Source organism: Acinetobacter sp. G18, assembly GCF_052660225.1.
Genome location: NZ_CP109658.1, coordinates 2,304,589 through 2,328,460, shown reverse-complemented (window position 1 = coordinate 2,328,460; position 23,872 = coordinate 2,304,589). Strand labels below are relative to the sequence as shown.

Annotated in this window: 22 protein-coding genes and 1 pseudogene; 13 read left to right on the top strand and 10 right to left on the bottom strand. The window is 37.6% G+C overall.

Annotated features, from left to right (window positions below):
* Window positions 1-15 precede the first annotated feature (15 nt).
* Entirely contained in the window at window positions 16-1,371 is a 1,356-nt protein-coding gene (locus NE363_RS11135; RefSeq protein WP_445535052.1) for an MFS transporter, read from the top strand.
* Between the two features lie 49 nt (window positions 1,372-1,420).
* Here NE363_RS11135 and NE363_RS11130 read toward each other — a convergent pair whose 3' ends face one another.
* Window positions 1,421-2,659 (bottom strand): SGNH/GDSL hydrolase family protein, encoded by a 1,239-nt coding sequence (locus tag NE363_RS11130; protein WP_445535051.1) that lies wholly within the window; start codon window positions 2,657-2,659, stop codon window positions 1,421-1,423.
* Window positions 2,660-2,770: 111 nt separating this feature from the next.
* On the opposite strand from NE363_RS11130, the gene NE363_RS11125 reads away from it, so the two are divergent.
* On the top strand, window positions 2,771-3,676 hold the full coding sequence (locus NE363_RS11125) for a LysR family transcriptional regulator (protein ID WP_445535050.1): 906 nt from the start codon (window positions 2,771-2,773) through the stop codon (window positions 3,674-3,676).
* Window positions 3,677-3,679: 3 nt separating this feature from the next.
* Here NE363_RS11125 and NE363_RS11120 read toward each other — a convergent pair whose 3' ends face one another.
* Entirely contained in the window at window positions 3,680-3,967 is a 288-nt protein-coding gene (locus tag NE363_RS11120; RefSeq protein WP_445535049.1) for a hypothetical protein, read from the bottom strand.
* Window positions 3,968-4,934: 967 nt separating this feature from the next.
* Between NE363_RS11120 and NE363_RS11115 the strand changes: the two genes are divergently transcribed.
* The 3 genes and pseudogenes from NE363_RS11115 to NE363_RS11105 form a co-directional block, all read left to right on the top strand.
* Window positions 4,935-5,081, top strand: coding sequence for a hypothetical protein (locus tag NE363_RS11115; RefSeq protein WP_049064917.1), 147 nt, complete (start codon window positions 4,935-4,937; stop codon window positions 5,079-5,081).
* A 266-nt stretch (window positions 5,082-5,347) separates the two neighbouring features.
* A complete protein-coding gene (locus tag NE363_RS11110; protein ID WP_445535048.1) occupies window positions 5,348-5,776 on the top strand; it encodes a hypothetical protein in 429 nt (142 codons plus the stop codon).
* Between the two features lie 84 nt (window positions 5,777-5,860).
* Window positions 5,861-5,941, top strand: a pseudogene (locus NE363_RS11105) (hypothetical protein); the annotation flags it as partial.
* 67 nt (window positions 5,942-6,008) lie between these two features.
* On the opposite strand, the gene surA1 reads toward NE363_RS11105, so the two are convergent.
* The 3 genes from surA1 to NE363_RS11090 all read right to left on the bottom strand — a co-directional run bounded on the left by surA1 (window position 6,009) and on the right by NE363_RS11090 (window position 7,411).
* Window positions 6,009-6,326 (bottom strand): surface antigen protein 1, encoded by a 318-nt coding sequence (surA1, locus tag NE363_RS11100; protein WP_000132044.1) that lies wholly within the window; start codon window positions 6,324-6,326, stop codon window positions 6,009-6,011.
* Between the two features lie 104 nt (window positions 6,327-6,430).
* The gene (locus NE363_RS11095; RefSeq protein WP_004702330.1) at window positions 6,431-6,646 is read right to left on the bottom strand and encodes a hypothetical protein; all 216 of its coding nucleotides are present in this window, start codon (window positions 6,644-6,646) and stop codon (window positions 6,431-6,433) included.
* 285 nt (window positions 6,647-6,931) lie between these two features.
* Window positions 6,932-7,411: a CinA family protein gene (locus tag NE363_RS11090; RefSeq protein WP_445535047.1), complete on the bottom strand. Its 480-nt coding sequence runs from the start codon at window positions 7,409-7,411 to the stop codon at window positions 6,932-6,934.
* 312 nt (window positions 7,412-7,723) lie between these two features.
* On the opposite strand from NE363_RS11090, the gene NE363_RS11085 reads away from it, so the two are divergent.
* Together NE363_RS11085 and katE are read left to right on the top strand one after the other, a co-directional pair.
* Window positions 7,724-9,133 carry an iron-containing redox enzyme family protein gene (locus NE363_RS11085; protein ID WP_445535046.1) on the top strand — a complete coding sequence of 470 codons (1,410 nt, stop codon included), beginning with the start codon at window positions 7,724-7,726 and terminating at the stop codon, window positions 9,131-9,133.
* A gap of 53 nt (window positions 9,134-9,186) precedes the next feature.
* Complete coding sequence (gene katE, locus NE363_RS11080; protein ID WP_445535045.1) at window positions 9,187-11,337, top strand: catalase HPII; 2,151 nt, start codon at window positions 9,187-9,189, stop codon at window positions 11,335-11,337.
* Between the two features lie 55 nt (window positions 11,338-11,392).
* On the opposite strand, the gene NE363_RS11075 is transcribed toward katE, so the two are convergent.
* Window positions 11,393-12,271, bottom strand: a complete 879-nt coding sequence (locus NE363_RS11075; RefSeq protein WP_445535044.1) for an SDR family oxidoreductase — start codon at window positions 12,269-12,271, stop codon at window positions 11,393-11,395.
* Window positions 12,272-12,411: 140 nt separating this feature from the next.
* Window positions 12,412-12,825: a DUF6367 family protein gene (locus NE363_RS11070; RefSeq protein WP_445536384.1), complete on the bottom strand. Its 414-nt coding sequence runs from the start codon at window positions 12,823-12,825 to the stop codon at window positions 12,412-12,414.
* A gap of 483 nt (window positions 12,826-13,308) precedes the next feature.
* Between NE363_RS11070 and NE363_RS11065 the strand changes: the two genes are divergently transcribed.
* Entirely contained in the window at window positions 13,309-14,577 is a 1,269-nt protein-coding gene (locus tag NE363_RS11065) for a KGG domain-containing protein (protein ID WP_445535043.1), read from the top strand.
* 63 nt (window positions 14,578-14,640) lie between these two features.
* On the opposite strand, the gene NE363_RS11060 is transcribed toward NE363_RS11065, so the two are convergent.
* Window positions 14,641-14,877, bottom strand: a complete 237-nt coding sequence (locus NE363_RS11060) for a hypothetical protein (RefSeq protein WP_004702323.1) — start codon at window positions 14,875-14,877, stop codon at window positions 14,641-14,643.
* 283 nt (window positions 14,878-15,160) lie between these two features.
* On the opposite strand from NE363_RS11060, the gene NE363_RS11055 reads away from it, so the two are divergent.
* Window positions 15,161-15,772: a LexA family protein gene (locus NE363_RS11055; protein ID WP_445535042.1), complete on the top strand. Its 612-nt coding sequence runs from the start codon at window positions 15,161-15,163 to the stop codon at window positions 15,770-15,772.
* 72 nt (window positions 15,773-15,844) lie between these two features.
* Here the strand turns inward: NE363_RS11055 and NE363_RS11050 are convergent, their stop codons facing one another.
* On the bottom strand, window positions 15,845-16,456 hold the full coding sequence (locus tag NE363_RS11050) for a LysE family translocator (RefSeq protein WP_445535041.1): 612 nt from the start codon (window positions 16,454-16,456) through the stop codon (window positions 15,845-15,847).
* A 156-nt stretch (window positions 16,457-16,612) separates the two neighbouring features.
* Here NE363_RS11050 and NE363_RS11045 point away from each other — a divergent pair, with 156 nt between their 5' ends.
* The gene (locus NE363_RS11045) at window positions 16,613-17,068 is read left to right on the top strand and encodes an Lrp/AsnC family transcriptional regulator (RefSeq protein WP_000376211.1); all 456 of its coding nucleotides are present in this window, start codon (window positions 16,613-16,615) and stop codon (window positions 17,066-17,068) included.
* Window positions 17,069-17,125: 57 nt separating this feature from the next.
* Here NE363_RS11045 and NE363_RS11040 read toward each other — a convergent pair whose 3' ends face one another.
* The gene (locus tag NE363_RS11040; RefSeq protein WP_004702319.1) at window positions 17,126-18,742 is read right to left on the bottom strand and encodes a purine-cytosine permease family protein; all 1,617 of its coding nucleotides are present in this window, start codon (window positions 18,740-18,742) and stop codon (window positions 17,126-17,128) included.
* A 195-nt stretch (window positions 18,743-18,937) separates the two neighbouring features.
* On the opposite strand from NE363_RS11040, the gene NE363_RS11035 reads away from it, so the two are divergent.
* The 3 genes from NE363_RS11035 (at window position 18,938) to NE363_RS11025 (ending at window position 23,786) form a co-directional block, all read left to right on the top strand.
* Complete coding sequence (locus NE363_RS11035; RefSeq protein ID WP_445536383.1) at window positions 18,938-22,402, top strand: hybrid sensor histidine kinase/response regulator; 3,465 nt, start codon at window positions 18,938-18,940, stop codon at window positions 22,400-22,402.
* A complete protein-coding gene (locus NE363_RS11030) occupies window positions 22,399-23,358 on the top strand; it encodes a response regulator (protein WP_445535040.1) in 960 nt (319 codons plus the stop codon). Before NE363_RS11035 ends, NE363_RS11030 begins: the two co-directional genes overlap by 4 nt.
* A gap of 143 nt (window positions 23,359-23,501) precedes the next feature.
* Window positions 23,502-23,786 (top strand): GNAT family N-acetyltransferase, encoded by a 285-nt coding sequence (locus NE363_RS11025; protein WP_001025680.1) that lies wholly within the window; start codon window positions 23,502-23,504, stop codon window positions 23,784-23,786.
* Window positions 23,787-23,872: the final 86 nt, after the last annotated feature.

Here is a 23,872-nt window from a genome sequence, read left to right as displayed (position 1 = left end):
AAAGGAGGTGAGTAAATGACAACATCTAAATTAAATGTAAATGAAGTTATTGATCAGGCCAGATTTACCCCTTTTCACTGGAGTATTTTACTTTGGTGTTTATTAATTATTATTTTTGATGGTTACGATCTGGTGATTTATGGCGTGGTACTGCCTTTGCTAATGCAAGAGTGGTCGTTAACAGCTGTACAGGCGGGGATGTTAGCAAGTACGGCACTATGCGGAATGATGTTTGGGGCAATGTTCTTTGGAACACTGGCAGACAAAATAGGCCGTAAAAAGGTAATTTTAATCTGTGTGACTTTTTTTAGTGGTTTTACCTTTTTAGGTGCTTTTGCATCAAGCCCACTTGAGTTTGGGGTACTTCGGTTCTTGGCGGGACTAGGCATTGGTGGGGTTATGCCAAATTTAGTTGCACTTACATCAGAATATGCGCCTAAACGTATAAGAAGTACGCTGGTGGGGAGTATGTTCAGTGGTTATGCAATTGGGGGAATTCTTTCAGCATTAATCGGTAGCTATTTGGTTGAAAGTCAGGGATGGCAAATTATGTTTTTAATTGCCGGTATTCCATTATTTTTATTACCTGTCATTTGGAAGTTTTTACCTGAGTCTTTAACCTTTTTAGTTAAGACGGGTAAGACTGAGCAAGCACAGCGCATTATTCAAAAAATTTCGCCTGAACAAAACCTAACGATTAATACTCACTTAGTGCTTAATGAGGATAATGTTCCAACAGGTAGTTCTGTAAAGGGATTATTTCAACAAGGCCGTGCTTTCAATACACTCATGTTTTGGCTCGTATTCTTTATGTGCTTACTCATGGTGTATGCCTTAAGTAGCTGGTTACCAAAACTCATGCTGGCAGCAGGTTATTCACTCGGAAAGAGTATTTTGTTCTTGCTTGCTCTAAATGTTGGCGCAATGATCGGTTCAATCGGTGGCGGTATTTTGTCTGATAAATTCCACTTAAAACCTGTAATTATGGGAATGCTACTGGCAGGTGTTGTTGCTTTAGTCGGTTTAGGTTTTAAGTCACCAGCCTATGTTTTATATGGTTTGGTGACTGTGGCAGGAGCAGCAACGATTGGTACTTCAATTCTTCTTTATAGTTACGTTGCACAATATTATCCATTAAGTGTGCGTTCTACTGGAATTGGCTGTGCTTCTGGTGTTGGTCGTATTGGGGCTATTGTTGGACCTATCTTAACGGGCCTGTTATTGGCTTTAGAGTTACCACATAAGATGAATTTTGTGATGATCGCAATTCCTGCAATTTTAGCGCTTTTCGCCGTCATGGTTTTAAGACGATATGCAGCTGAAAAACAGCCTATTACACCAAAACTTAATGTCGAGTTAGAGGGTAATTAATCCATATGGATACAGGTAGGGAGCAAATTTCTACCTGTATCTGGACGTTTTATTGATTAACTAATTCGTTTAAATCAACTAGATTTGCCATTTGTTGATTACCGCGATCATTCGGATGTAAATGATCTCCTGAATCATAAATTGGATTTAACCGATCAGGATGTTTTGGATCTTTTAAGCCTTGATCAAGATCAAGCACACCATCAAAGGTATGACTGGTTCGAATCCAATGATTAATGCGCTGACGTAATTGATCTTTATTCGGTTGATAGTAATTATCTAAAGGGGTGTTAGGTAAAGCGCCTGAAAAGGGAAGTAAAGTAGAACCAATCACCTGCATACCGTGTTGGTGAGCTTCTCTCACAACACGTTTATAACCTTCGGTTAATGCTTTAAAAGAAGGTATTTGCTGTTTAGAAGCAAAGGCTGTGCCTGGCCATGAAATGTCATTGATACCAACCAAAACAATTAAAGTTTTAACGCCTGAATATTGAAATATCTCACTGTTTAAACGTTTTAAAACGCTATCGCCCATACCATCGGTAAGTAATCGATTTCCTGAAATTCCGCTATTAATCACGGCTACTTGGTGTGCTGATAAACGTTTCGCTAAAAAATCGGTCCATCTCGTATTTGCATCTAAGGTTGCAGTGGCTCCATCGGTAATTGAATCTCCAATAACAGCAACCACCTGAGCTTTCTGTTTGGGTTTTACCTCGATTGCTGATAGTAATAATCGCGCCGTTGTTGTTTTGGCATCAGTTGGCGTAGTTAAATTTGTTGTCTGATTTCCCTTAATAAGCCAACTGGTTTGTTTTGCATCCCAATGGAAAGTTTTAAACGTTGCTGGTTTTTGGATAAAGCTATTCACCACCAATTGAGTGTGGTCCGGGACAGGTAACTTAATTGGATCACTTATGAGTTGTTTGCCAGGTAAAATTTTTGCTTTAAGTTGACCAGAAAAATAAACAGGATACGTGCTCTTAGATTTCAGGCTTGCGGCGTTCGCTAAACCAATTGTTGTTTGATCTATATAAAGTGGTTGCTCGCCATATTGATTGGTAAAAACAAGCCGAACAGCTTCACCACCTAAACTAATTTGGCTTACCTGCCTAATTGTTTGGTTAGATATTTGCTCTGGAATAAGGGTTGGAAAAACGAAGTCTTTATTCCAAACTTTTTGAGGACTCGCAGACCAAGTGGTAATCCACTGATGCTTTGGTACTTCAGCTTGTGTAACGCTCGTAAATAAAGCCAAAGAAAATACGGTGGCTTGATAAAGTTTCATCTCGTGAACTCTTTAAAACGAATTAAAGTTATCTTGAAATAAATTGATAGCTTGTTATAGCGGGCTAAGCGGAATAAGATTTGTGAATACAATTCATAAATAAATTTTGTTATGTCTTATTTTGATATAAATCGATCGGGTGAGTTGGCAATCTTTATTCGGGTGGTTGAAATTGGAAGCTTCTCGGCGGTCGCTCGAGCGTGTGACATGACGCCGTCTGCGGTCAGTAAGTTAATTTCACGTTTAGAAAAAAGACTGGGTGTCCGGTTATTGAACCGTTCAACACGTCAGTTTCAGCTGACTAGTGAAGGATGTCAGTTTTATGAGCAAGGTCTTCAAATACTCAATAATTTAGATGAACTTGAGCAATCTGTTACCGCAAATCACACACCACAAGGGCGAATCAGAATTCATACCAGTCTTTCATATTGGACGCATTTTTTATTGCCTTGTATTTCTCGATTTAACGAGTGCTATCCACAAATTGAGTTAGAGGCTCATTTGAGTGACGAAGTGATTAATTTGGTTGAGCAAAGAATTGATGTTGCAATTCGGACAGGGCCATTAAAAAGTTCAAATTTGGTGGCTCGCTCACTTGGTACTACTCACAAAGCTTATGTATGTTCTCCTGCATACATTGAACAGTATGGTTGTCCCGAACATCCAGATGAACTGCATGAACATCAGCTTTTAGATGTAAGCTATCAGCGTCAGAACAAAACTTGGCTATTTAAAAAAGCAGATCAGGAAATTAACCTAGCACCCTCTAAGGTGTTAAAAGTAAATAACGGCGAAGCTATTTTACAGTTGGCCCTTGCAGATGTAGGTATTGCTCAGCTTAATGAATTTCAAATTCAAAATGCATTACAGCAAAAACAACTCGTTAAAATTCTTGAAGACTGGAATATCAAAGCTTTTGAAGAATTTCATGCTGTTTGGATTGGTCATGATAAATATGTCCCTAAACGTGTACGTGTATTTTTAGATTTTCTGGTAGAACATGCCCTTATAAGTTAATAGCTATTTTCTAGCACTAAATTGGCACTGTCGCATTGTTGTATTCATGGTGTCTACAAAGTTCATTTTGGCATCAATATTCTGCAAACTCACTTTTGGTAAGTTTTCAACAAATTGTGGTGAATAGTGTTGTTCTAAAGAGTTATAAATACAATTACACTGTGAAAGGTCATGTCCTGCCCAAACACAATGTGTATTAAATTCTTTTTTACTCATAGGTCTACAGCCCATTAGATTTAAAACACTAATTGTAAGAAGGCTCACCAAAACAAAACGATAGAGAAAAAACATTATTGTTACTCTGCATAGGTTGTTGTTATCGTTAAGTGATGTTGATAGAAGTTCTAATCTTTATGATGTGGTTTTTGAATACATAAAACTTTTGATCCCAACTTATATAGATGGGTAGGCAAAAGGATTAAGTAAACAACTTTTGAACTCTATATAAGGTTTTTATTTTAGAGAGGTGAGTAGAGCGATCTCTAAAAAATGCCTGAATAAATAAAAGACGTCGAATGTAAGTAAGATCAATAAGAGAATGTAAAAAATATAGAATAATAGTCATGAGTGACTCCTTGATTAAAAGAAGTTACGCCCACTCATTGCTAATCATTATGGTGGTGAAACGAAAGAGGGTTAGCAGACTGATACCTAAGAAACCAGCACACCCGAAGGTGTCCCACTCTCGTTCCTCCATCAAAGGCACGAGGGGCTTCACACCAAAAAACGTGTTTTTAGTGCACTTAGGTAGACGGTCTGCTAAAACCGACTGACAAAATTGGTCAGCGCGAGCATCATAAGCTGAGCATTAGAGTGGGTCAATTGCAAAAATAAAAGATTGATTTATATAATTTGATATAAATATTTGCCTGTTTTTATTTAGAAAATAGAAAAACTAAAACGCATAACATTAATATAACTCTTTTTTATTTTACTTGCGGTGTTGTTTTTTAATCATATATATCAATTATTTATTAATTGTTTATTTATATAGTATATCAATGTCATTAATTGGATGTATCGTTTTGCTAAACTATTTAATAATTCTATTTTTATAAGTTGGACTATGGAGTGTATACACTGCATGCCAAAAAATAACCAGAATTTCAATTGCAATAAATATAATTTTACTCATCCTATTTTAGGTTTTTACATAAGCTTGCATAATCTACAAAAGTTAAGAGAACCACAGCAGTAGGCCAACATAAGATAATGCTATTCATAAACCTACATTTTAATATTTATAAAGGTGATTTAAATGGTTAGAATCTTTTGTGCAGTGAGTATGGTACTTGTAATAGCTATGGGCGTGAGCGCATGCCAAGACCGCAATTCAAGAAATGATGGAATGCATGGAGCAAGTGATCCAGCAGCACCTCATGATATGAATAGAAATTCACAATAATTAGTTTTCCTTAAAAAAGCCTACTTATTAAGTGGGCTTTTTTTATTGTTATTTTATCTAAAAAATATAGCATAATAAAAATTAAATATATTAAAATATAATATTTATCAATTATTTATTATCTTTTTACTGCTTGGGAATCTAAGTGTTACTGAATTGTTGTAAAATGAATATATCTTTTCAAAAAGTTAATAAAACAAACACAATAGCTTACTTATATTCATCCAAAATTCATTTTAGTAATAATGAACTATAAAGGTAAGGATATGCCCCAATATTTAAAAATAGCTGAGAAAATATATCAAAATGTCAAAGAAAAAAAAGGGTTTACGGATGAGCCGATGGAAGATCTTAACAATTTGATGATTGAGCTCAGACATGAAATTAAGGGGACACAGCTAAAGCTTTTATATAATTATATTGATTTTGCCGAAATACTTATTAAGCCTTTACAAGAGTCAAAAATTAAATTGGATTTAAGTCTTATTCCTAAAAGTAAGAATACACAGGAGTTTGTACTTTGGCTTGCTGGTTTTATTGAACGGATTACAACAGGTGGGCAAGAGAAATTACCTTCAATTCAGGCCAAAATTACTTTACCAGCTTATGCATATGAGGAAACTTATCCTTCACAGAAAAAGCCGGTAAATAATGGTGAAGAAATAATTGAATATTTTAAGAAAAATCAAAATTGATTTTTAACGAAAACCTGACTTGATTATCTAAGTCAGGTTTTTATTTTGATAAGCCATTAATTATAGATATTCAAGTTGACATGTATGTTTGTACATTTTACAGAAGGAACTTGCATTAACGATTCGGAAATTTATGGTGTAAAAGCAAAAGTGAGCAAAACAAAACAATAAAAAAGCCTATTTCCCAGGGCCAATAGGAAATAAGCTTATAGCTTTGGACCGTTTGAGGACGTTAAATATCATCCCATGCATCTTTAATGGCTTGTTTCGCGTGTTCCCATTTAAGGCGGGACTCGGCTTTTAGCTCTTCCCATTTTTGCTGCAAACTACCTTCCATGTCTTCAAACTGAGTTCCTTCCTTAGATTCAGAACGAGCCCGATGACCAAGTTCATAAGCAGCAGAAAAATCACGATCATAATCTAGATCTGGTGTTGTTAATTGTGCTTCTTGGTAATAAGGACGGGTAAGATAGCTTTCACGCCAGCGAGAGTCAGAATAGTTATGATCGCCAGCTACTAATTGAGCATGATCTGTATTTTGATCTGTCATCAGAATTCCCTCATATTTTATTGAATTTTATGCTTATATTAAATTTAGGAAGGTGAGTTCACCTTCCTAAATGATTGACCGCATCAAAGAACAACTACAAACGATTAACGTTGTTGGTTGTTATTTGAATTTTGTTGGCCAGAATCTTTTTGGTTAGATCCTTGTTGTTGGCCACGGTTATCATTTTGCTGTTGCTGCTGATTATTGCGTTGTTGATCGTTTTGCTGTTGGTTACCGTGTTGTTGATTACGGTTGTCATTTTGCTGTTGTTGCTGTTGCTGATTATTGCGTTGATTTGCTTGATTATTAGTAGTGCTCATTTTTTTATACCTCATATCAATTATGACGATGTGTTTTATCTGAGAGCTTCAGATAGGGTTATTAAAACATGTAGCTTTAAAATGTGTAGGGTAGGGGTGTTACCCCATATTTAAATGTAAATTTAAAAACTATTAATTTTAAATAACTTGCTGATTTTTAGTGAATATGATTTTTAGTCATAAACATTATTAATATGAATGTTTAAAAAATTACATTTCAGAACATAATATTTAAGAAAGATAATAAATATTTCCAAATGTATATTTGTTAACTTTTTATATAATCTAAGAGGCTTTTTCATCTAATATAATAAGTTTTATATCTTGAGTAATATAGTGCGTCAAATTTCTAAGTTTTAAAAAGGCTGGTCCTTTTAAAACACGTCTAAAATTATAAAAATTATTTTTATAATATATTGAATAAAAGAATGTTCCTACAGGTTTTTCCTCTGTTTCAGAACCTCCTTTTTTTAGGAGACCTGTGCAGGCAACATACAGGTCAGCATGCAAAAGTTCCTTTCCTTTATTAATCATTTCAACAGTCACTTGCATTGATTCTGCAGTATATTTTTCAATAAGTTGCTCTGAAATATGCAGAGTGTTTTCCTTTACTCGAAGATCATAACTTACAAGACTACCTATAAGGATATCTCCTGAATAAGGACTCAAAGAAAAGCGATAAACAAGATAGCCAGCAGAAGCGCTTTCAAAAAAAGCAATTTTGATTTTCTTATCTGCTAATAATTTACAACATGAATTAAACATTCTAATTCTCCCTTTAATTATTTTTTAAATGTTATAGAACTATTTTAAACTTTGATTCGTTATTTTTTTACGTTTTACTTTTGATGGTTAAATTAATGTAAATTTAGATTAATTTTTGCAAATTTTATATAAAAACAGTGGCTTAAATAATTCTAAAAGTTTAAATGTAATTTTACGTGAATTTGTATATCTTTGAATTTTTTGATTTATGTGGTTTATCTTAATTTTTAATAACGCAAAATAACAAACTTAAAACTTGATTATAATTCGGGTGACGTATGGTAATTGATATCTCACAAACGGAGAATGAAAATGCCTGTTGTAGTGAAAGAAAGATTATTAGACTTATTACAAGATAATCAAAAAAATTATTATGAATTGTTTGTTTTTTTCCTTGATTCTGATGTTTCAAGTTTTGAGAAAGAGAAAAAGGCAAGAGATTTTCTGATTAAAGAGATTGAAAAATTAGAGATAGAGGAAATAGATTTTCCTTCAGATATCAATTCGATTAAAACATGGTGTGAGAACGATAATAAAAAAAATTGTCAGGAATTTCAGGCATATTTAAACCGTAGACAAGCTGGTCAAGATAGAGAGTATTTTCAGAGTGTTGCTCAAGCATTTGAATTTTTAATTAAAGTCTCTCCTACAAAAAAAGTGGATGGTGCATGGCTGTATAGTTGTGTTCACTATTGGAATGATCCAGTTTTTCATGAACTAATTATTACGTATTTGGAAGAACTCGGGTTAGGTGAACCGAAAGCAAACCACGTATGTATTTATGATGATTTACTGCGTAGTTTGGGAATCGATAGTTTTGATCTGCTTTTAGAAGATGAATACTATCATCATGCCGTGGTTCAGTTGGCTCTGGGTTATGCTCCAGCTGAGTTTATTCCCGAGATTATTGGTTTTAATCTGGGCTATGAACAGCTGCCTCTTCATCTATTGATTACCAATTACGAACTAGTTGAACTGGGCATCGATTCTAAGTATTTCAATCTGCACATCACCATTGATAACATTGATAATGGGCATGCAAATAAAGCAATCAAAGTTATCGAAAATATTTTTGATAAATACAAAGATAAAGAACTTTTTCTTACTAAATTAAAACGTGGTTTTGCGCTAAACAATCATGGCGTGGGCTCTTCGAAAATTATAAAAAATTTAAATGTTGAAGATTTTGTTCTTAAAATTTTAAAAAGAAAGGCGCTCGTAGGGCAATTAATTCATAACGAAACCAGAGAATTTGGGTGCAAAACGATTAATCAATGGTTATCTAACCCACACGATGTTGAAGGGCTGGTATCGCATTTAATCGACCATAAATGGATTAAATTTAATAGCAATCCTGAACAAAGTATTTTTTGGAGATTAATTAATGATGAGAATGGAAAAATGTTTGGAGTGTTTACTCCTGTAGAGCGCCAGATCATTCATGATTGGATTGCAGGAGATGACCATTCTTCTAATTTCTTGACTTACAGTAAGGAACTTAACAGCAACCAGCGTATTCAAGACTATCTATTTAGCTATATCTCTGATGGCGAACTTGATGCACTGCAAGAGCGCGTGCTGCAATCAAGCGATCTTGCAATAAAAATATGCAAACTTACCCCATTTCTAGCCCCTGATTCTCATCATAAAAGTATTGGTCTTTGGAGTACTCGTAAATACGTAGAACTTCTTTTTCCTTATTTAGGTACGTTTAAAAACTAGTTTGATAAATGTTTTCAACTTCAACCCCAAGTTTAACTTTCAAAACATAGGTAATGGACATGAACGACAAAACTAAATTAACTAATAAAACAAGTGAAATGGCTGGCGCCGATGCAGCAAATAAAGCCAATACTACCCAGAAAACTGAACAGTTAGACACCGTAAGAGATGATGCAACCAATGAGGCATTAACCACCAATCAGGGAGTTAAAATAGCGGATAACCAAAATAGCTTAAGAGCGGGTATTCGTGGCTCAACTTTATTGGAAGATTTTATTTTAAGAGAAAAAATCACCCACTTTGACCATGAGCGTATACCTGAGCGTATTGTGCATGCGCGTGGTGTAGGGGCTCATGGTTATTTTCAGGCTTATGAAGGAAATGAACGTTTAACCAAAGCTGGGTTTTTAACAGACCCAACTATTCAGACCCCAATTTTTGTACGTTTTTCAACAGTACAAGGACCACGTGGTTCAGCCGACACTGTTCGTGATATCCGCGGTTTTGCTATTAAGTTTTATACCCAAGAAGGTAACTTCGACTTGGTAGGAAATAACGCACCTGTCTTTTTTGTGCAAGACGGGATTAAATTTCCAGACTTTGTACATGCGGTAAAACCTGAACCCGATACAGAAATCCCGACGGGTGCAACTGCACATGATACTTTCTGGGATTTTGTGTCTTTAGTTCCTGAGTCTGCACATGCAGTAATTTGGGCAATGTCAGACCGTGCAATTCCACGTAACTTACGTTCAATCCAAGGTTTTGGTGTGCATACGTTCCGTTTAATTAATGCAGAAGGTAAATCACATTTCGTGAAATTTCACTGGACACCAAAACAAGGTTTGAGTGCATTGGTATGGGATGAAGCTCAAAAACTTGCAGGTAAAGACCCTGATTTCCATCGTCGTGATCTTTATGAAGCAATTGAGCAAGGTTTTTATCCAGAATGGGAACTCGGCGTGCAGATTGTCGAAGAAGAAGATGAAATGAACTTTGACTTCGATTTCGACTTATTGGACCCAACCAAAATTATTCCTGAAGAATTAGTTCCTGTTACGCCAATTGGCCGATTTGTTTTAAATAGAAATGTCGATAACTTCTTTGCTGAAACAGAGCAGGTGGCTTTCTGTCCAGGTCATCTAGTACCTGGTATCGATTTTACAGATGACCCACTTTTACAAGCACGTTTATTTTCATACACAGATACCCAATTGAGCCGTTTAGGTGGACCAAACTTCCACCAAATTCCGATTAACAAACCAGTGTGTCCATTCCATAACAATCAACGTGATGGCATTCATCAACATACTATTCATAAAGGCCAAGCCTCATATCAACCAAACTCAATTGATGGAAATTGGCCAGTTGAGACACCGCCAGCAGCATCAAATGGTGGTTTTGAAAGTTATCCTGAAAAAATCAGCGGACATAAACTTCGTCAAAGAAGTGAGACATTCTCTGATTATTTCTCACAGCCTCGACTTTATTACAAAAGCCTTGCGCCGCATGAGCAAAAACATGTGGTCGATGCCTATACTTTTGAGTTAAGTAAAGTTCAAAGAAAACATATTCGTGAGCGCCAAGTTCAACAAATTTTGGCAAATATCGATCTCGATCTGGCACGTCAAGTCGGTGCGAACCTCGGTATTGAAGTGCCTGACTTAACCTTAGATTATAAGAAAACAGCAATTGAAAAATCCGCCAAGTTATCTCTTTTAGCTTTCCCACCTGAGGATATTCAAGGTAGAAAAGTTGCTGTACTTATTCATAATCTTGTGAAGTCAGATACACTTGAAGCTATTAAAAATTGGGCGATTAAAGAAGGTGTGGTTGTTCATTTACTAGCGCCGAGCTTGGCTCCAGTAAAAGACCATAAAGACAACATTATTGTGGCTGATGGCATGCAAATGGCTGAACCTTCAATTGCTTATGATGCGGTGATTGTTCCAGATGGCGATAATTTAAATGCAGTGATGCAAGATGGGGTAGCACGCCATTATGTACTCGAAGCTTATAAGCATTTAAAACCAATTGCATTTTTAGGTAATAAATCTGATTTGCTTGAGCCGCTTGGTTTAGTTGCCGATGAAGGTACTTTAGTTGAAGATGAGTTCCAGCATATTGCGGAAAAATTTAAAAATCTGATTAAAGCTCATCGTGTTTGGTCACGAGAACAAATAGCCGCACACGTACCGGCTTAAATAAAGAAGCCCTGAAAGTTGAAGCTTTCAGGGCTTTTTCAAATCATGTTGGTGCTTAGCCATTAACGATTTGGCCGCCATTTACATGAATAACCTGACCCGTAATATAACTTGCATCGTCTGAGGCAAGGAAAAGGTAAGCAGGGGCGACTTCACTTGGCTGACCCATGCGACCCATTGGGGTATCTTTACCAAATTTTTCGACGGTTTCTGCATCGAAACTACTTGGAATGAGAGGAGTCCAAATTGGCCCTGGCGCAACACCATTTACACGAATACCTTTTTTCTGTTTCATTAAATTGTTCGACAAGCTACGAGTAAAAGAGGTGATTGCACCTTTAGTACTTGCATAATCAATGAGCTCATCATGACCTTGATAGCTGGTAATACTAGTGGTGTTAATAATAGTATCGCCTTCTTCCATATAAGGAATCGCTTCTTTGGTTAAATAAAACATGGCAAAAATATTTGTTTTAAATGTCTTTTCTAATTGCTCATTACTAATGCTTTCAATTTCTTTTTGCTGATATTGAACACCAGCATTATTTACTAAGATATTAAGTTTACCGAAGTGCTGTAAAACCTTATCAATATTCTGTTTGGCAAGCTCTGCATCGGAAATATCACCTTTTAATAAAAGACAATGTTGTCCTTCTTTTTCAACGAGCTGTTTGGTGATTTCGGCATCTTGGTCTTCTTCAAGATACAGTACAGCAACATCGGCACCTTCACGAGCAAACAACACGGCAACGGAACGACCTATACCACTATCGCCACCACTAATGACGGCAATCTTACCTTTTAGTTTCTCACTACCTTTATGCGATGCTTTAATAATTTCTGGTTCAGGATGCATCTTCTCCTGATCACCTGGTTGATGAGGTTGAACTTGTGCAGGAACTGCTGATGGATACTCATTTGTTGTATTTTCCATGTCTAGACTACCTCTATTTAATTTTCAGTCCCTTTATATTGGTTAATCTGCACGTGAATATGAGTAAATAGTCTTTTTTAAAAAGTTGTCTTTGTTATTTTATATATAAGGATGTAAAAAAATATAACATTGAGAGTTTGTTAAGTAATATCTAATAATTTAACCTTATTTTTATCAATCATACTTTCAATAATAGATCGATTGCCTGTGTCATTTAACCAATTCTCTATAGGTATATAATTAGATAAATCTAAAATTTCTTTTATTAAGGTTTCTGCTTCTACTATTGTCTTTAAGTTATATTTATTTTTATTATTTTTGGAAGCTACTTTATCTACTAGCTCTTTTATATCCTCTTTTTCAATATCTTTTGATTTAATAATATATAAGTCTCTTTGGAAAGGGTGACTTGCATGAGGCGGGTCTAATCTGTAGCTCCATTCTTGATTATAATTCTGCCAAGAGTTTTTAAGCTGTATATTACTCAGTAAAATTTCAGGTACAGAAATATGAATATATTGTAGCATTGGCTGTGTTTGAGTTAATTGCATGATTCATTTTCCATAAATATTATATGTTAATTTTAAATCTTGATTTTGTTCACTCAAGTGAATTGTTTTTAGAAAAGTAATTATTTATGTTATTGTTTTTAAATAATTTTAATTGTATTTTTGATTTGTTTCTTCAAGTAGGAAGATGTTTTTGTTTTTTATTGATTTGTACATTCTGAAAGTTTATGTTATCTAAAATGGATTTTTAAATGCATTTGTAAAAATATATTGTTATGTAGGTTTGAGTAATAATAAGTATGATGAGTATTTAAAAGGTAAAAGTGCATAATAATTTATAAATTTTTTAATTGATAAAATCTTTATTTAAATAATCATCTTAGTATATTTATCCCTATTTTAACTTATATACATTTAAAAAGATTGAAACATAGCATTGGTATAAAAATATTCTAAATCTCTTATCTTAAATTTATCCGTTAAGTAAAAGCGGTAGCGACTATAATTTTAATATAGGAAGATATAACTATGGCTAATACTAGATATGAAGATCAAGATAATAATAGTTCAGGTACTTCAAATCGTGGATTTGCAAGCATGGATCCTGAAAGAGTCAGAGAAATAGCCAGTAAAGGTGGGCGTGCCGCGCATGCAAGTGGCAATGCACATGAATTTACTTCAGAAGAAGCTCGTGAAGCTGGACGAGCTGCACATGCCAGTGGTAACGCACATGAATTTACCTCAGAAGAGGCTCGTGAAGCTGGTGCTTTAAGTCATAAAAATGATGATCGTAATGGTCGTGGTCGCAGCCGTTATGACGACGACGAAGATGATGATCGCGGCGGCCGTTCAGGTGGCCGAGGACGTGGTCGCAGTCGTGATGACGACGATGAAGATGATGATCGCGGTCGTTCAAGTGGCCGAGGACGTGGTCGCAGCCGTTATGACGACGACGAAGATGATGATCGTGGCGGCCGTTCAAGTGGCCGAGGACGTGGTCGCAGCCGCGATGACGACGATGAAGATGATGATCGCGGTCGTTCAGGTGGTCGAGGCCGTGGCCGTAGCCGCTATGATGACGATGAAGATGATGATCGTGGTCGTTCAGGTGGCCGAGGACGTAGTCGCGATGACGACGATGAAGATGATGATCGCGGTCGTTCAGGTGGTCGAGGCCGTGGCCGTAGCCGTTATGATGATGACGAAGATGATGATCGCGGTGGCCGTTCAGGTGGTCGAGGCCGTGGTCGCAGTCGTGATGACGACGATGAAGATGATGATCGTGGTCGTTCAGGTGGCCGAGGCCGTGGCCGCAGTCGTTATGATGATGACGAAGATGATGATCGTGGCCGTTCAGGTGGCCGAGGTCGTGGTCGCAGCCGTTATGATGACGACGAAGATGATGATCGTGGTGGCCGTTCAAGTGGCCGAGGACGTGGTCGCAGCCGCGATAACGACGATGAAGATGATGATCGCGGTCGTTCAGGTGGTCGAGGCCGTGGCCGTAGCCGTCATGATGACGACGATGAAGATGATGATCGCGGCCGTTCAGGTGGCCGAGGACGTGGCCGCAGTCGTCGTGATGACGATGATGAAGATGATGATCGTGGCCGTTCAAGTGGCCGAGGTCGTGGTCGCAGTCGTGATGACGACGATGAAGATGATGATCGCGGTCGTTCAAGTGGCCGTGGCCGCAGTCGTTATGATGATGACGATGATCGCCGTGGTCGTTCAGATGGCCGTGGACAAAACTCTCGTAATCAAAAACGCGATGCCTCTGGACGTTTTACGTCTTAAGCAGACAGTTTTTGAGAATAAAGGAGGCATTATGCCTCCTTTATTTTTATAATTTTTATAAACTTATGAGTGAGTAAGAGGGTGTAGGCCTTTTACAATATCTGTAAATTCTGAGCCATTTAACCAAAAAGATTTCTTTAAAAATAGTGTCGTCATAATACTTTCGGCTGCTTCACTTTCCGGATTTTCACAGAAAATTCCATAGCTTTCACCTAATACCGCATCATTTTCAATAAGACGGATAAAGTAAGCATGTTGCTCATTTGCATAACCTAAAACTGCATCACGTTGATTTTTCATTTCGCATGTCTCCATACCAAAAACTGAATCTAACTCATATTTAAGTGTCCAGAATTTCATTTGATAAAAATCAAAACAGTCAGTAATAAGGACTATTTCACAATGGGTTTTGATTCTCTTCAAATTGCCATTTTCGTTTTAGCATCCCTGTTAAAAGTAAAATGGATTAAAATCTGATCATGAGATTTATTGTTATGCAAAAAAAATATTTCGTCAACTTGAAAGTGTAACTTTTTCAAGTTACATTGTTTGTGTAGGATTTGAACGGTGAGATGGAGGCGGTATGCCAAAGAAAAAAGAATTCGAGCATGGCGGTGCACGGGAAAATGCTGGTCGTAAAGCACAGTTTAATGAACCCACTAAAGTGATTCGTGTTCCTGAATCTCAAGTCAAATTTATCAAAAATTGGTTACTGAATAATGTCAAAACCGATAACCAGAAAGATTTCACCTCAAAACTAAAAATACAGCAGGTGCATCCAAACAACGATAAAATTTATCAGATTCCTTTAGCAACAGAACGTGTGGCTGCAGGTTTTCCTTCGCCTGCGCAAGATGATATTGAGCAAGCACTCGATTTAAATGAATATTTAATTAGAAATGAAAATGCCACCTTTATTGTCAAAGCCAATTCTTTATCCATGCTAGATGCTGGAATTGATATTAATGATCCGCTTATTGTGGACCGTAGTATTCCTGCTAAATCGGGTGATATTGTGATTGCGCTCATCGACAATGATTTCACTGTGAAGCGCTTAATGATTGATAGTCAATTTAAGCCGCCTAAAGTTTGGCTAAAAGCAGAAAACTCTGATTATCAGAATATTTATATTGAAGAGGGGCAAGAACTGGTTATTTGGGGAGTGGTGACTTATAACCTCAAACGAATGAGATAAATTTTTCTTATATTTTACTATTCAAGTTACTGACCTGAAATGGAGGCCAGTAACTTTTTGCTAAATGTTTTTTTAAATTTGCCCAATCAATAAGCACGTTGCGATAACAACCATCAAACCACCTGAAAAACGGCCGACTAACTGAGCTGCTTGTGGTCTGGTTTTCAAAATAGCCTCTGAACCATAACCCACCATTAAATAAATTATCGCGCAGCTAATCATGTGTACAATACCAAAGGCAAGAATTTGTGTTGTCACTGACCATGAAGCAGTAGTATCAATAAATTGAGGAAGCAGCGCTAAAAACAGCAAAAAAACTTTCGGGTTTAAGCCACTCACATAAACGCCTTTGGTTGCCCAGCTCAACCATGACTGAGCCTTTTCAGAACCAGACTGATTTGGAGTAGGAGGGGTAAGTAATAAGTTTATTCCCATCCATAACAAATAAGCAGAACCTGCAATTGTTAGGATCATGAGTGCAGTTGGATTATTTGCTACAAGCAGCCCAACACCAGCCGCTACCAATAAAATCGTAATAAAGTGCCCAAATAGCATACCTGCAACAGCTGGTACAACGACTTTGCCTTTAATGCCTGCCGAAATGGCATAGGCCCAGTCTGCCCCTGGCGTAATAATAAAAAGAATGGAGACACTCCAAAATGCAATAAAAATGTTAAAAGCCATATGCTTATCTCGGCAAACTATTTTCCAAAGGTTTCGCTCGTGGTTTAGAAAAAATCCCTATTTATTCGAGCTTGTTGAAAATAATATGCTCATGTATTTAGAATGTGCTTTTAAATGTTTGCTCATATCACACTCATTTGGGGTAAATTTTTCTAAATGGATCGCACAGATAAAAAGATTCTTGCTGAATTGCAATTAAATGGCCGATTATCTATCACCGAATTGGCAGAAAAAGTCGGTTTGAGCATTTCACCTTGTCACAGACGAGTGAAGGCTTTAGAGGAGTCGGGAGCTATTAAAGGCTATCGGGCAGAGCTCGATCCGAATTTAGTCGGTTTTGAATTTTCAGCGATTGTTTTTATTACGCTTAAAGAAGGTGATAAACAGGCCGTCGAGAAGTTTGAAAATGCTGTGATAGACATCCCGCAAATTATTCAGGCTCAGCGTTTGTTTGGTGAGCCAGATTACTTGTTGCATGTGGTGGCTAAAGATTTACCGGCTTTTCAGCGTTTGTACGATGAAAAATTATCAGCTATTCCAAGTGTGCAGCGACTCATCTCAACCATTGTGATGAAAGATGTAGTACCTGAACGTTTATTTCCGATTGGCTAAGAATCATCAGATATAAAAAAAGAAGCTTTAAAGCTTCTTTTTTAGTTTTAAGAATATTTAAGCGTCGAGTGTTTTACACAAAGAACAGATCGTGCCGTTATGTTTGTGAGAGAACATAATATCTGGACGCTCATAACCTTGCTCACATACGCGGCAGTGGTAAACCGTTGCTACAGGTGTACCTTCAGCATCGTAACGTGGTTCTTTAATACCGTCATCATGTGACTTGATGTAGTATTTTCCTTTGGTTAATAAACCCATGATTGGAGTTAAGACAAAAGCAAGTACAAGTGCGATAAGCGGTGAGTAAGGCGCCAAGAAGCTACCAAGTAAACCGAAGAATGCTGCAATTGATAAGCCTGCTGATACAAGGAATGCAACCATACCGACAGGGTTTACGTTGTAGAGCATGTCACGGCGATATTCAGGTTCTTTAGGTGAAAGTTTTAAAACATATTTGTTGATTGAAATGTCTGTTGCAACAACTACCACCCAAGCAATTGCAAAGTTTGAATAGAACCCTAAGATTTTACCTAGTACCGCAAACATATTGCCTTCCATCAAAGCAAGCGCAATTGCTAAGTTCACCATCACAAAGACAATACGACCAGGATAATGTTTGCTAATACGAGTGTAGGCACTTGTCCATGCAAGGGAACCAGAGTAAGCATTGGTCACATTAATTTTAATTTGAGAAATAACCACCAAAATCACTGCAAGTGTTAAAGCTGCCCAGCCCGGAAGCATGTCATGAAACGCTGCATTAAACTGTTGAACAGGTTCAGTGCTGTTTACGCCCGGTATTTTAGTGAGTAAATAGAATCCTAAAAATGCCCCAATAATTTGTTTAATTGCCCCTAAAATCACCCAACCCGGACCCGCTGAAATAACGGCTGCCCACCATGCTTTGCTATTTTCTTTTGTTTTTGCAGGCATGAAACGTAAGTAGTCAATTTGCTCACCAATTTGCATGATTAACGATAAACAAATACCAGCACCTAACATGATTGCAGCCATGTCTACGGTTGCAAAACCTTCTTTACCTGTAAAAGTAGCAAATTGGCTGACTAAAGTAGGTTCTTGATAAATCAGGTAGGCCACAGGACCAATCATCAGAATAAGCCAAAGTGGGGTAGTCCAAACTTGTAATTTACTTAAAGCTTTCATACCGTAAATTACCAATGGAATCACCATAATGGTTGAGATGAGATAGCCAGCCCAAAGCGGAATGCCTAAACCAAGCAATAACCCTTGCGCCATGATTGAACCTTCAAGGGCAAAGAAAATAAATGTGAAACTGGCGAAAATGATACTGGTAAGAACCGAACCGATGTAACCGAAACCAGCGCCGCGGGTAATCAAGTCAAGGTCGATGTTATAGCGCGCTGCGTAGTAGGCTAAAGGAATGCCAGTTAAGAAGATAATAATCGCTGCAAATAAAATGGAGAAAACAGCATTAGTTGTTCCGTAAGACATACCAATACTGGCACCAATAGAAAAGTCAGCAAGATAGGCAATACCACCAAGTGCAGTAATAGCGACAACTTTGGGACTCCAGCGCCGAAAGCTGTGTGGAGCATAACGTAAAGTATAATCTTCTAAGGTTTCATTCACTGCTTTTTGTGAATCTGTACCTTGCACAGTGTCCAGATTTGGATGTTCAGATACACTCATAACATCAACCTCCCAATCATTTTCGGTCAATCAACACAAATATTGATCATTGTTTTTTGATGGATTTGAGTGTGTGATTTTTGGGAAAAATTGAAAATACGTTATTTTGCGTATATGTGCGTATAACAAAAAATCGCCATGATAAATGACTTTTGGCATAAGGATTGCTGGGTTTAATGCAGCCACATGCCAAACATGAGTGTTATGCCAGATTCTTCACGCCCCCAACAAGCGCCACAACGTGTGATCAAAACACGCCGTGAATATAATATTTGGGTGGCAGATGAAAGTATCGAAGATTATGCGCTTCGCTATGCACCTACCTCAGTAAGAAAATGGTCACCTTGGACGGTGACCAATACCGCAATTTCGACCGTTAGCTTTTTGGCGATGGAAGCCATTGGGGCGACCATGCTTTGGCAGTATGGCTTTAGCAATGCAGTCTGGGCAGCAATTGTTGTATGTACCATCATATTTTTAACCAGTTGGCCGATTAGTTACTACGCTGCAAAATATAATGTAGATGTTGATTTGCTTACTCGTGGTGCAGGTTTTGGCTATATTGGCTCGACCATTACATCTCTGATTTATGCCAGCTTTACCTTTATTTTGCTTGCCTTTGAAGCTGCCATTATGGCGATGGCACTTGAGCTGGCTTTAGGTATTCCGCAAGTTATTGGTTACTTAATTTCTGCCTTAGTGATCTTACCTTTAGTGGTCAAAGGTATTGGTTTTATTAATAAAGTTCAGGCAATCACACAACCAATCTGGCTTTTATTGCTGTTATTACCATGGTTTTTTGTACTTTGGAAGCAGCCACAAATTTTAAGTAGTAGCCTGCATTTTGTTGGTGCGGTTTCAAACTCGACCGATTTTAATCTGTATTACTTTGGTGCAGCGTGCACTCTTATTTTTTCATTTGTGATCCAAATTGGTGAGCAGGCCGATTATTTACGTTTCTTACCGCAAAAAGAAAAGAACAGAACTGCATGGCGTTTTGCCGTTTTTTTAGGTGGTCCATCTTGGATTATTTTCGGTTTTCTAAAAGTTTTGATGGGCATGCTGCTGATGGTGTTGGCTTTTCAGCTATTTATTCCTGTCTCTGAACTAGACAATCCGACTTATCTGTATTGGGTTGCCTATCAACAATTTATTCCAAACCCTCAGCTAGCGTTAATATTGACTCTAGCACTGGTTTGCTTGGCGCAAATTAAAATTAATATGACCAATGCCTATGCTGGCTCATTGGCATGGTCCAACTTTTTTGCCCGCTTAACTCATAGCCATCCGGGGCGAATTGTCTGGCTTCTTTTTAACGTTTTTATTGCCATTGTTTTGATGGAAATGGGCATTAGCCATGCGGTTGAACGCATTTTGGGGCTATATAGCAATATCGCTTTGGCATGGATTGGTGCCGTTGTTGCCGATTTAATTATCTGTAAACCTTTAGGTTTAAGCCCAAAGGGAATTGAATTTCGCCGTGCTTATTTATATGACATTAACCCCGTAGGTGTGGGTGCTTTACTGATTGCCTCAGTGTTATCGATGTTCAGTTATTTGGGCTTTTTCGGACTCATGGCAAAAGGATTGGCGAGTTTTATTGCTTTGGGGAGTGCGGTGTTATGTGTGCCTGTTATTGCTTACTTAACCAAAGGCAAATATTACATTGCACGCCAACCTGAAAAAATTCAGGCGACTTCGGTTGCTAACTGTGTGGTATGTGAAAGGGACTATGAACTTGCTGATATGGCTGGCTGTCCAGCATATAACGGTACGATTTGCTCTTTATGCTGTTCACTTGAAGCACGCTGTCATGACTTATGTAAACCTGATGCACGTTGGTCAGTACAACTCAAAAAAGCCATTTGGCACTATTTACCAGAACGATGGGCCAGCCGTTTAAATAGTCGGGTCAGTTTGTATTTATTACTGACTTTAGGGCTGTCGATCGTTTTGGCAGTAAGTTTGAGTCTGGTTTATATCCAAGAAAAAACCTATTTAGAAACCATTGATGCAGCAGCCGTTCCTCAACTATTTACGCTGTTTGTGAAAATTTACACCATTTTATTTTTATTAATGAGTGTTGCTGCATGGTGGTTAGTGCTAAACGATGAAAGCCGTCGTAATGCCGAAATTGAGACACACCAGCAAACAGCATTATTGATTGATGAAATTGCTGCCCATGAAGTCACTTCAAAAGACTTACAAGATGCCAGAATTTCAGCAGAACGGGCAAATGATGCAAAAAGCCGTTATGTCATTGGCATTAGCCACGAACTACGAACGCCTCTAAATAGTATTTTGGGCTATAGCCAATTACTTCAGAAACAAGAGCAGCTTTCAGAACAAGGCAAAATGGCGCTCGGGGTGATTAGCCGTAGTGGGCAGCATTTAACTTCACTGATTGACGGTTTACTAGATTTAGCACGCATTGAAACAGGCAAAATTTCTTTAAATGTGGTGGATGTTCATTTCCCTAATTTTATAGAACAGATTATTCAAATGTTTCAGCCACAGTTTGAACAGAAGAATTTGCAGTTTGTTTATGAAATTGGAGAGAACCTACCGCACTATGTCCGTACCGATAAAAAACGCTTAGAGCAAGTGCTCATCAATTTGCTGGGCAATGCTTTAAAATTTACGATGAGTGGCACAATTACTTTGAAAGTTGAGTATCGTTTCCAAACAGCTTATTTTGAAATTAGAGATACGGGCTGCGGCATTGCCGAGGCAGATTTAGAACGAATTTTTAACCCGTTTGAACGGGGCAGCAATGTCGTGCAAGGCGGATTTACCGGAACAGGACTCGGACTACCAATTGTAAAATTATTAGTCGATTTACTCGGCGGGCAGTTATCGGTGGCTAGTCAGCTCAATCAGGGTTCTCAGTTTAAGATTAAGTTTTACTTACCTTCAAAAGAAGTGGTTCATCCAATTTCTAATGTTTACTCCAACCAAATCACAGGTTATCAAGGCGAGCGAAAACGAATTTTGGTTGTCGATAATGAAGCGGTGGACCGAGGTTTAGTTGCTAATTTTCTAAAACCATTAGGGTTTATAATTGAAGAAGCCGAGTCGGGGATTGACTGTTTAAGACGAGTACCTATTTTCCAACCTAATCTGATTTTGATGGATTTAAATATGCCTTTGATGGGCGGGTGGGAAACAGCACGATTATTACGTCAGAATAATATTACCAATGTGCCGATCTTAATTATTTCCGCCAATGCAGGCGAGCGCGAAGTCAATCCACAAGATGCAGTCTTAAGTGAAGACTTTATGCTAAAACCAATCGACCTGAATTTGTTGTTGAGTAAAATTGGAGACAAGTTAGGCTTAGTTTGGATTGATTCCAAATCAGAGACATTCCTTGAAAATGATGAAGTTCAAGCACTTGATGTAAAGGTGTTTAAGCAGGAGCAAGCTGCTGTTCATACATCAATTACACAACCTGAAAATAAAGACCTGCTTGATTTACCGCAAAGCTTGCAACAATTAAATGATTTAATTGGGCAGGGCTATATTCGAGGAATTCAACAGACTTTAATGCAATGCCGGCAAAATTTTCCGGAGCATAACGAATTATGGGAACAGCTTGAACAGGCTATTCGAAAGTTTGATTTAAAACACGCGCAACGATTGATTCAGGATAAGCAATGAGTACGCAACATGTTTCTTTTCAGCAAGCTTCGCCAAACGAGCAGGCTGTTATTCTGATTGTGGATGATGTGCCGGAAAATCTGGGCTTGTTACATGAAAGTCTGGATCATGCAGGTTATCGCGTGCTTGTTACAACGGATGGATTAAGTGCTATTGAAATTGCACACCGATGCTTACCGGATATGATTTTACTTGATGGCAATATGCCACATATGGATGGTTTTGAAAGTTGTATACAGCTTAAAGCGAGCCCAATTACGCAGTTTATTCCCGTCATTTTTATGACAGGTTTGTCTGAGACAGAACATATCGTGCGTGGTTTTCAGGTCGGTGGAGTGGACTATGTAACCAAGCCTCTAAATATTGAAGAAGTATTAGCAAGGGTAAAAACACATTTGGCACATGCCAAACTATTGCAACAACAAAAACAGGTGATTGATGCAACGGAAACAGCCATTCTCGCGCTAGATGTTCACGGTAAAATTGTGTGGAAAACTCAAAAAGCCAGCGATTTACTGAATCAATACTTACCTGAATTAGAGGGTTTTGAAGCAGGCTTAAAAGCTTGGTTTTCAGACTTAGAGCATGAAAAAGACCCCAAAAAATTAACCAGCTGTTCTTATTCAACACCATCTCAGCAATTACAGCTTTTATTGCTCACGCCGTGGGAGAGTGAGCCAAGTGTGGCTAAAAATTATCTTATCCAGATAAAAACTTCTACACCAGCTTTGGAAATGGCTGATATTTTGAAATATTGCCCACAGTTGACTCAACGTGAGGCAGAAGTCATGCACTGGTTGTTGTTAGGAAAAACCAATAAAGATATTGCAGAAATCTTGGAGCTGAGTCCACGGACGGTAAACAAGCATTTAGAGCATGTTTTTGAAAAACTTTGTGTTGAAAACCGAACTGCTGCCGTGGCACATATTAATAGTCTGGTACAAGAGTTTCACTAATTTAACTGGCGATTGTATTTAAAAAGCATACAGACTCGCTGCTAAAAACAGGCTATTTTTTTACAGTTAAATTTGTTCTTATAGATAAAGATTATACAAAGTCATTTCTAAATAAATATGAGTCTTAATACGAGGAATTCATTGTGAATATTCAACAAAAAGATGATACAAAACACGGCAGCTTTAGCTTACTTGATGGTGAAACCGTTGCAGGCGAAATGACTTATACATGGGCAGGCGAAAGCATGCTAATTATTGATGCTACAGATGTAAATGAAAATTATCGTGGACAAGGCGTAGGTCGCCAATTACTTGATGCTTTGGTGGCTTTTGTTCGTGAAAAAGACGTAAAAGTAATTCCGCTTTGCCCATATGCTAAATCGGTTTTTGATAAAGACCCAAGTATTGGTGATGTACTTAGAAAATAAGCAATAGATTAAAAATCATTTAATAAAAATCGGGCCTTGGTGTCCGATTTTTTTATTGGTTTTGTTATTCATCTTTGTTTTAGTGA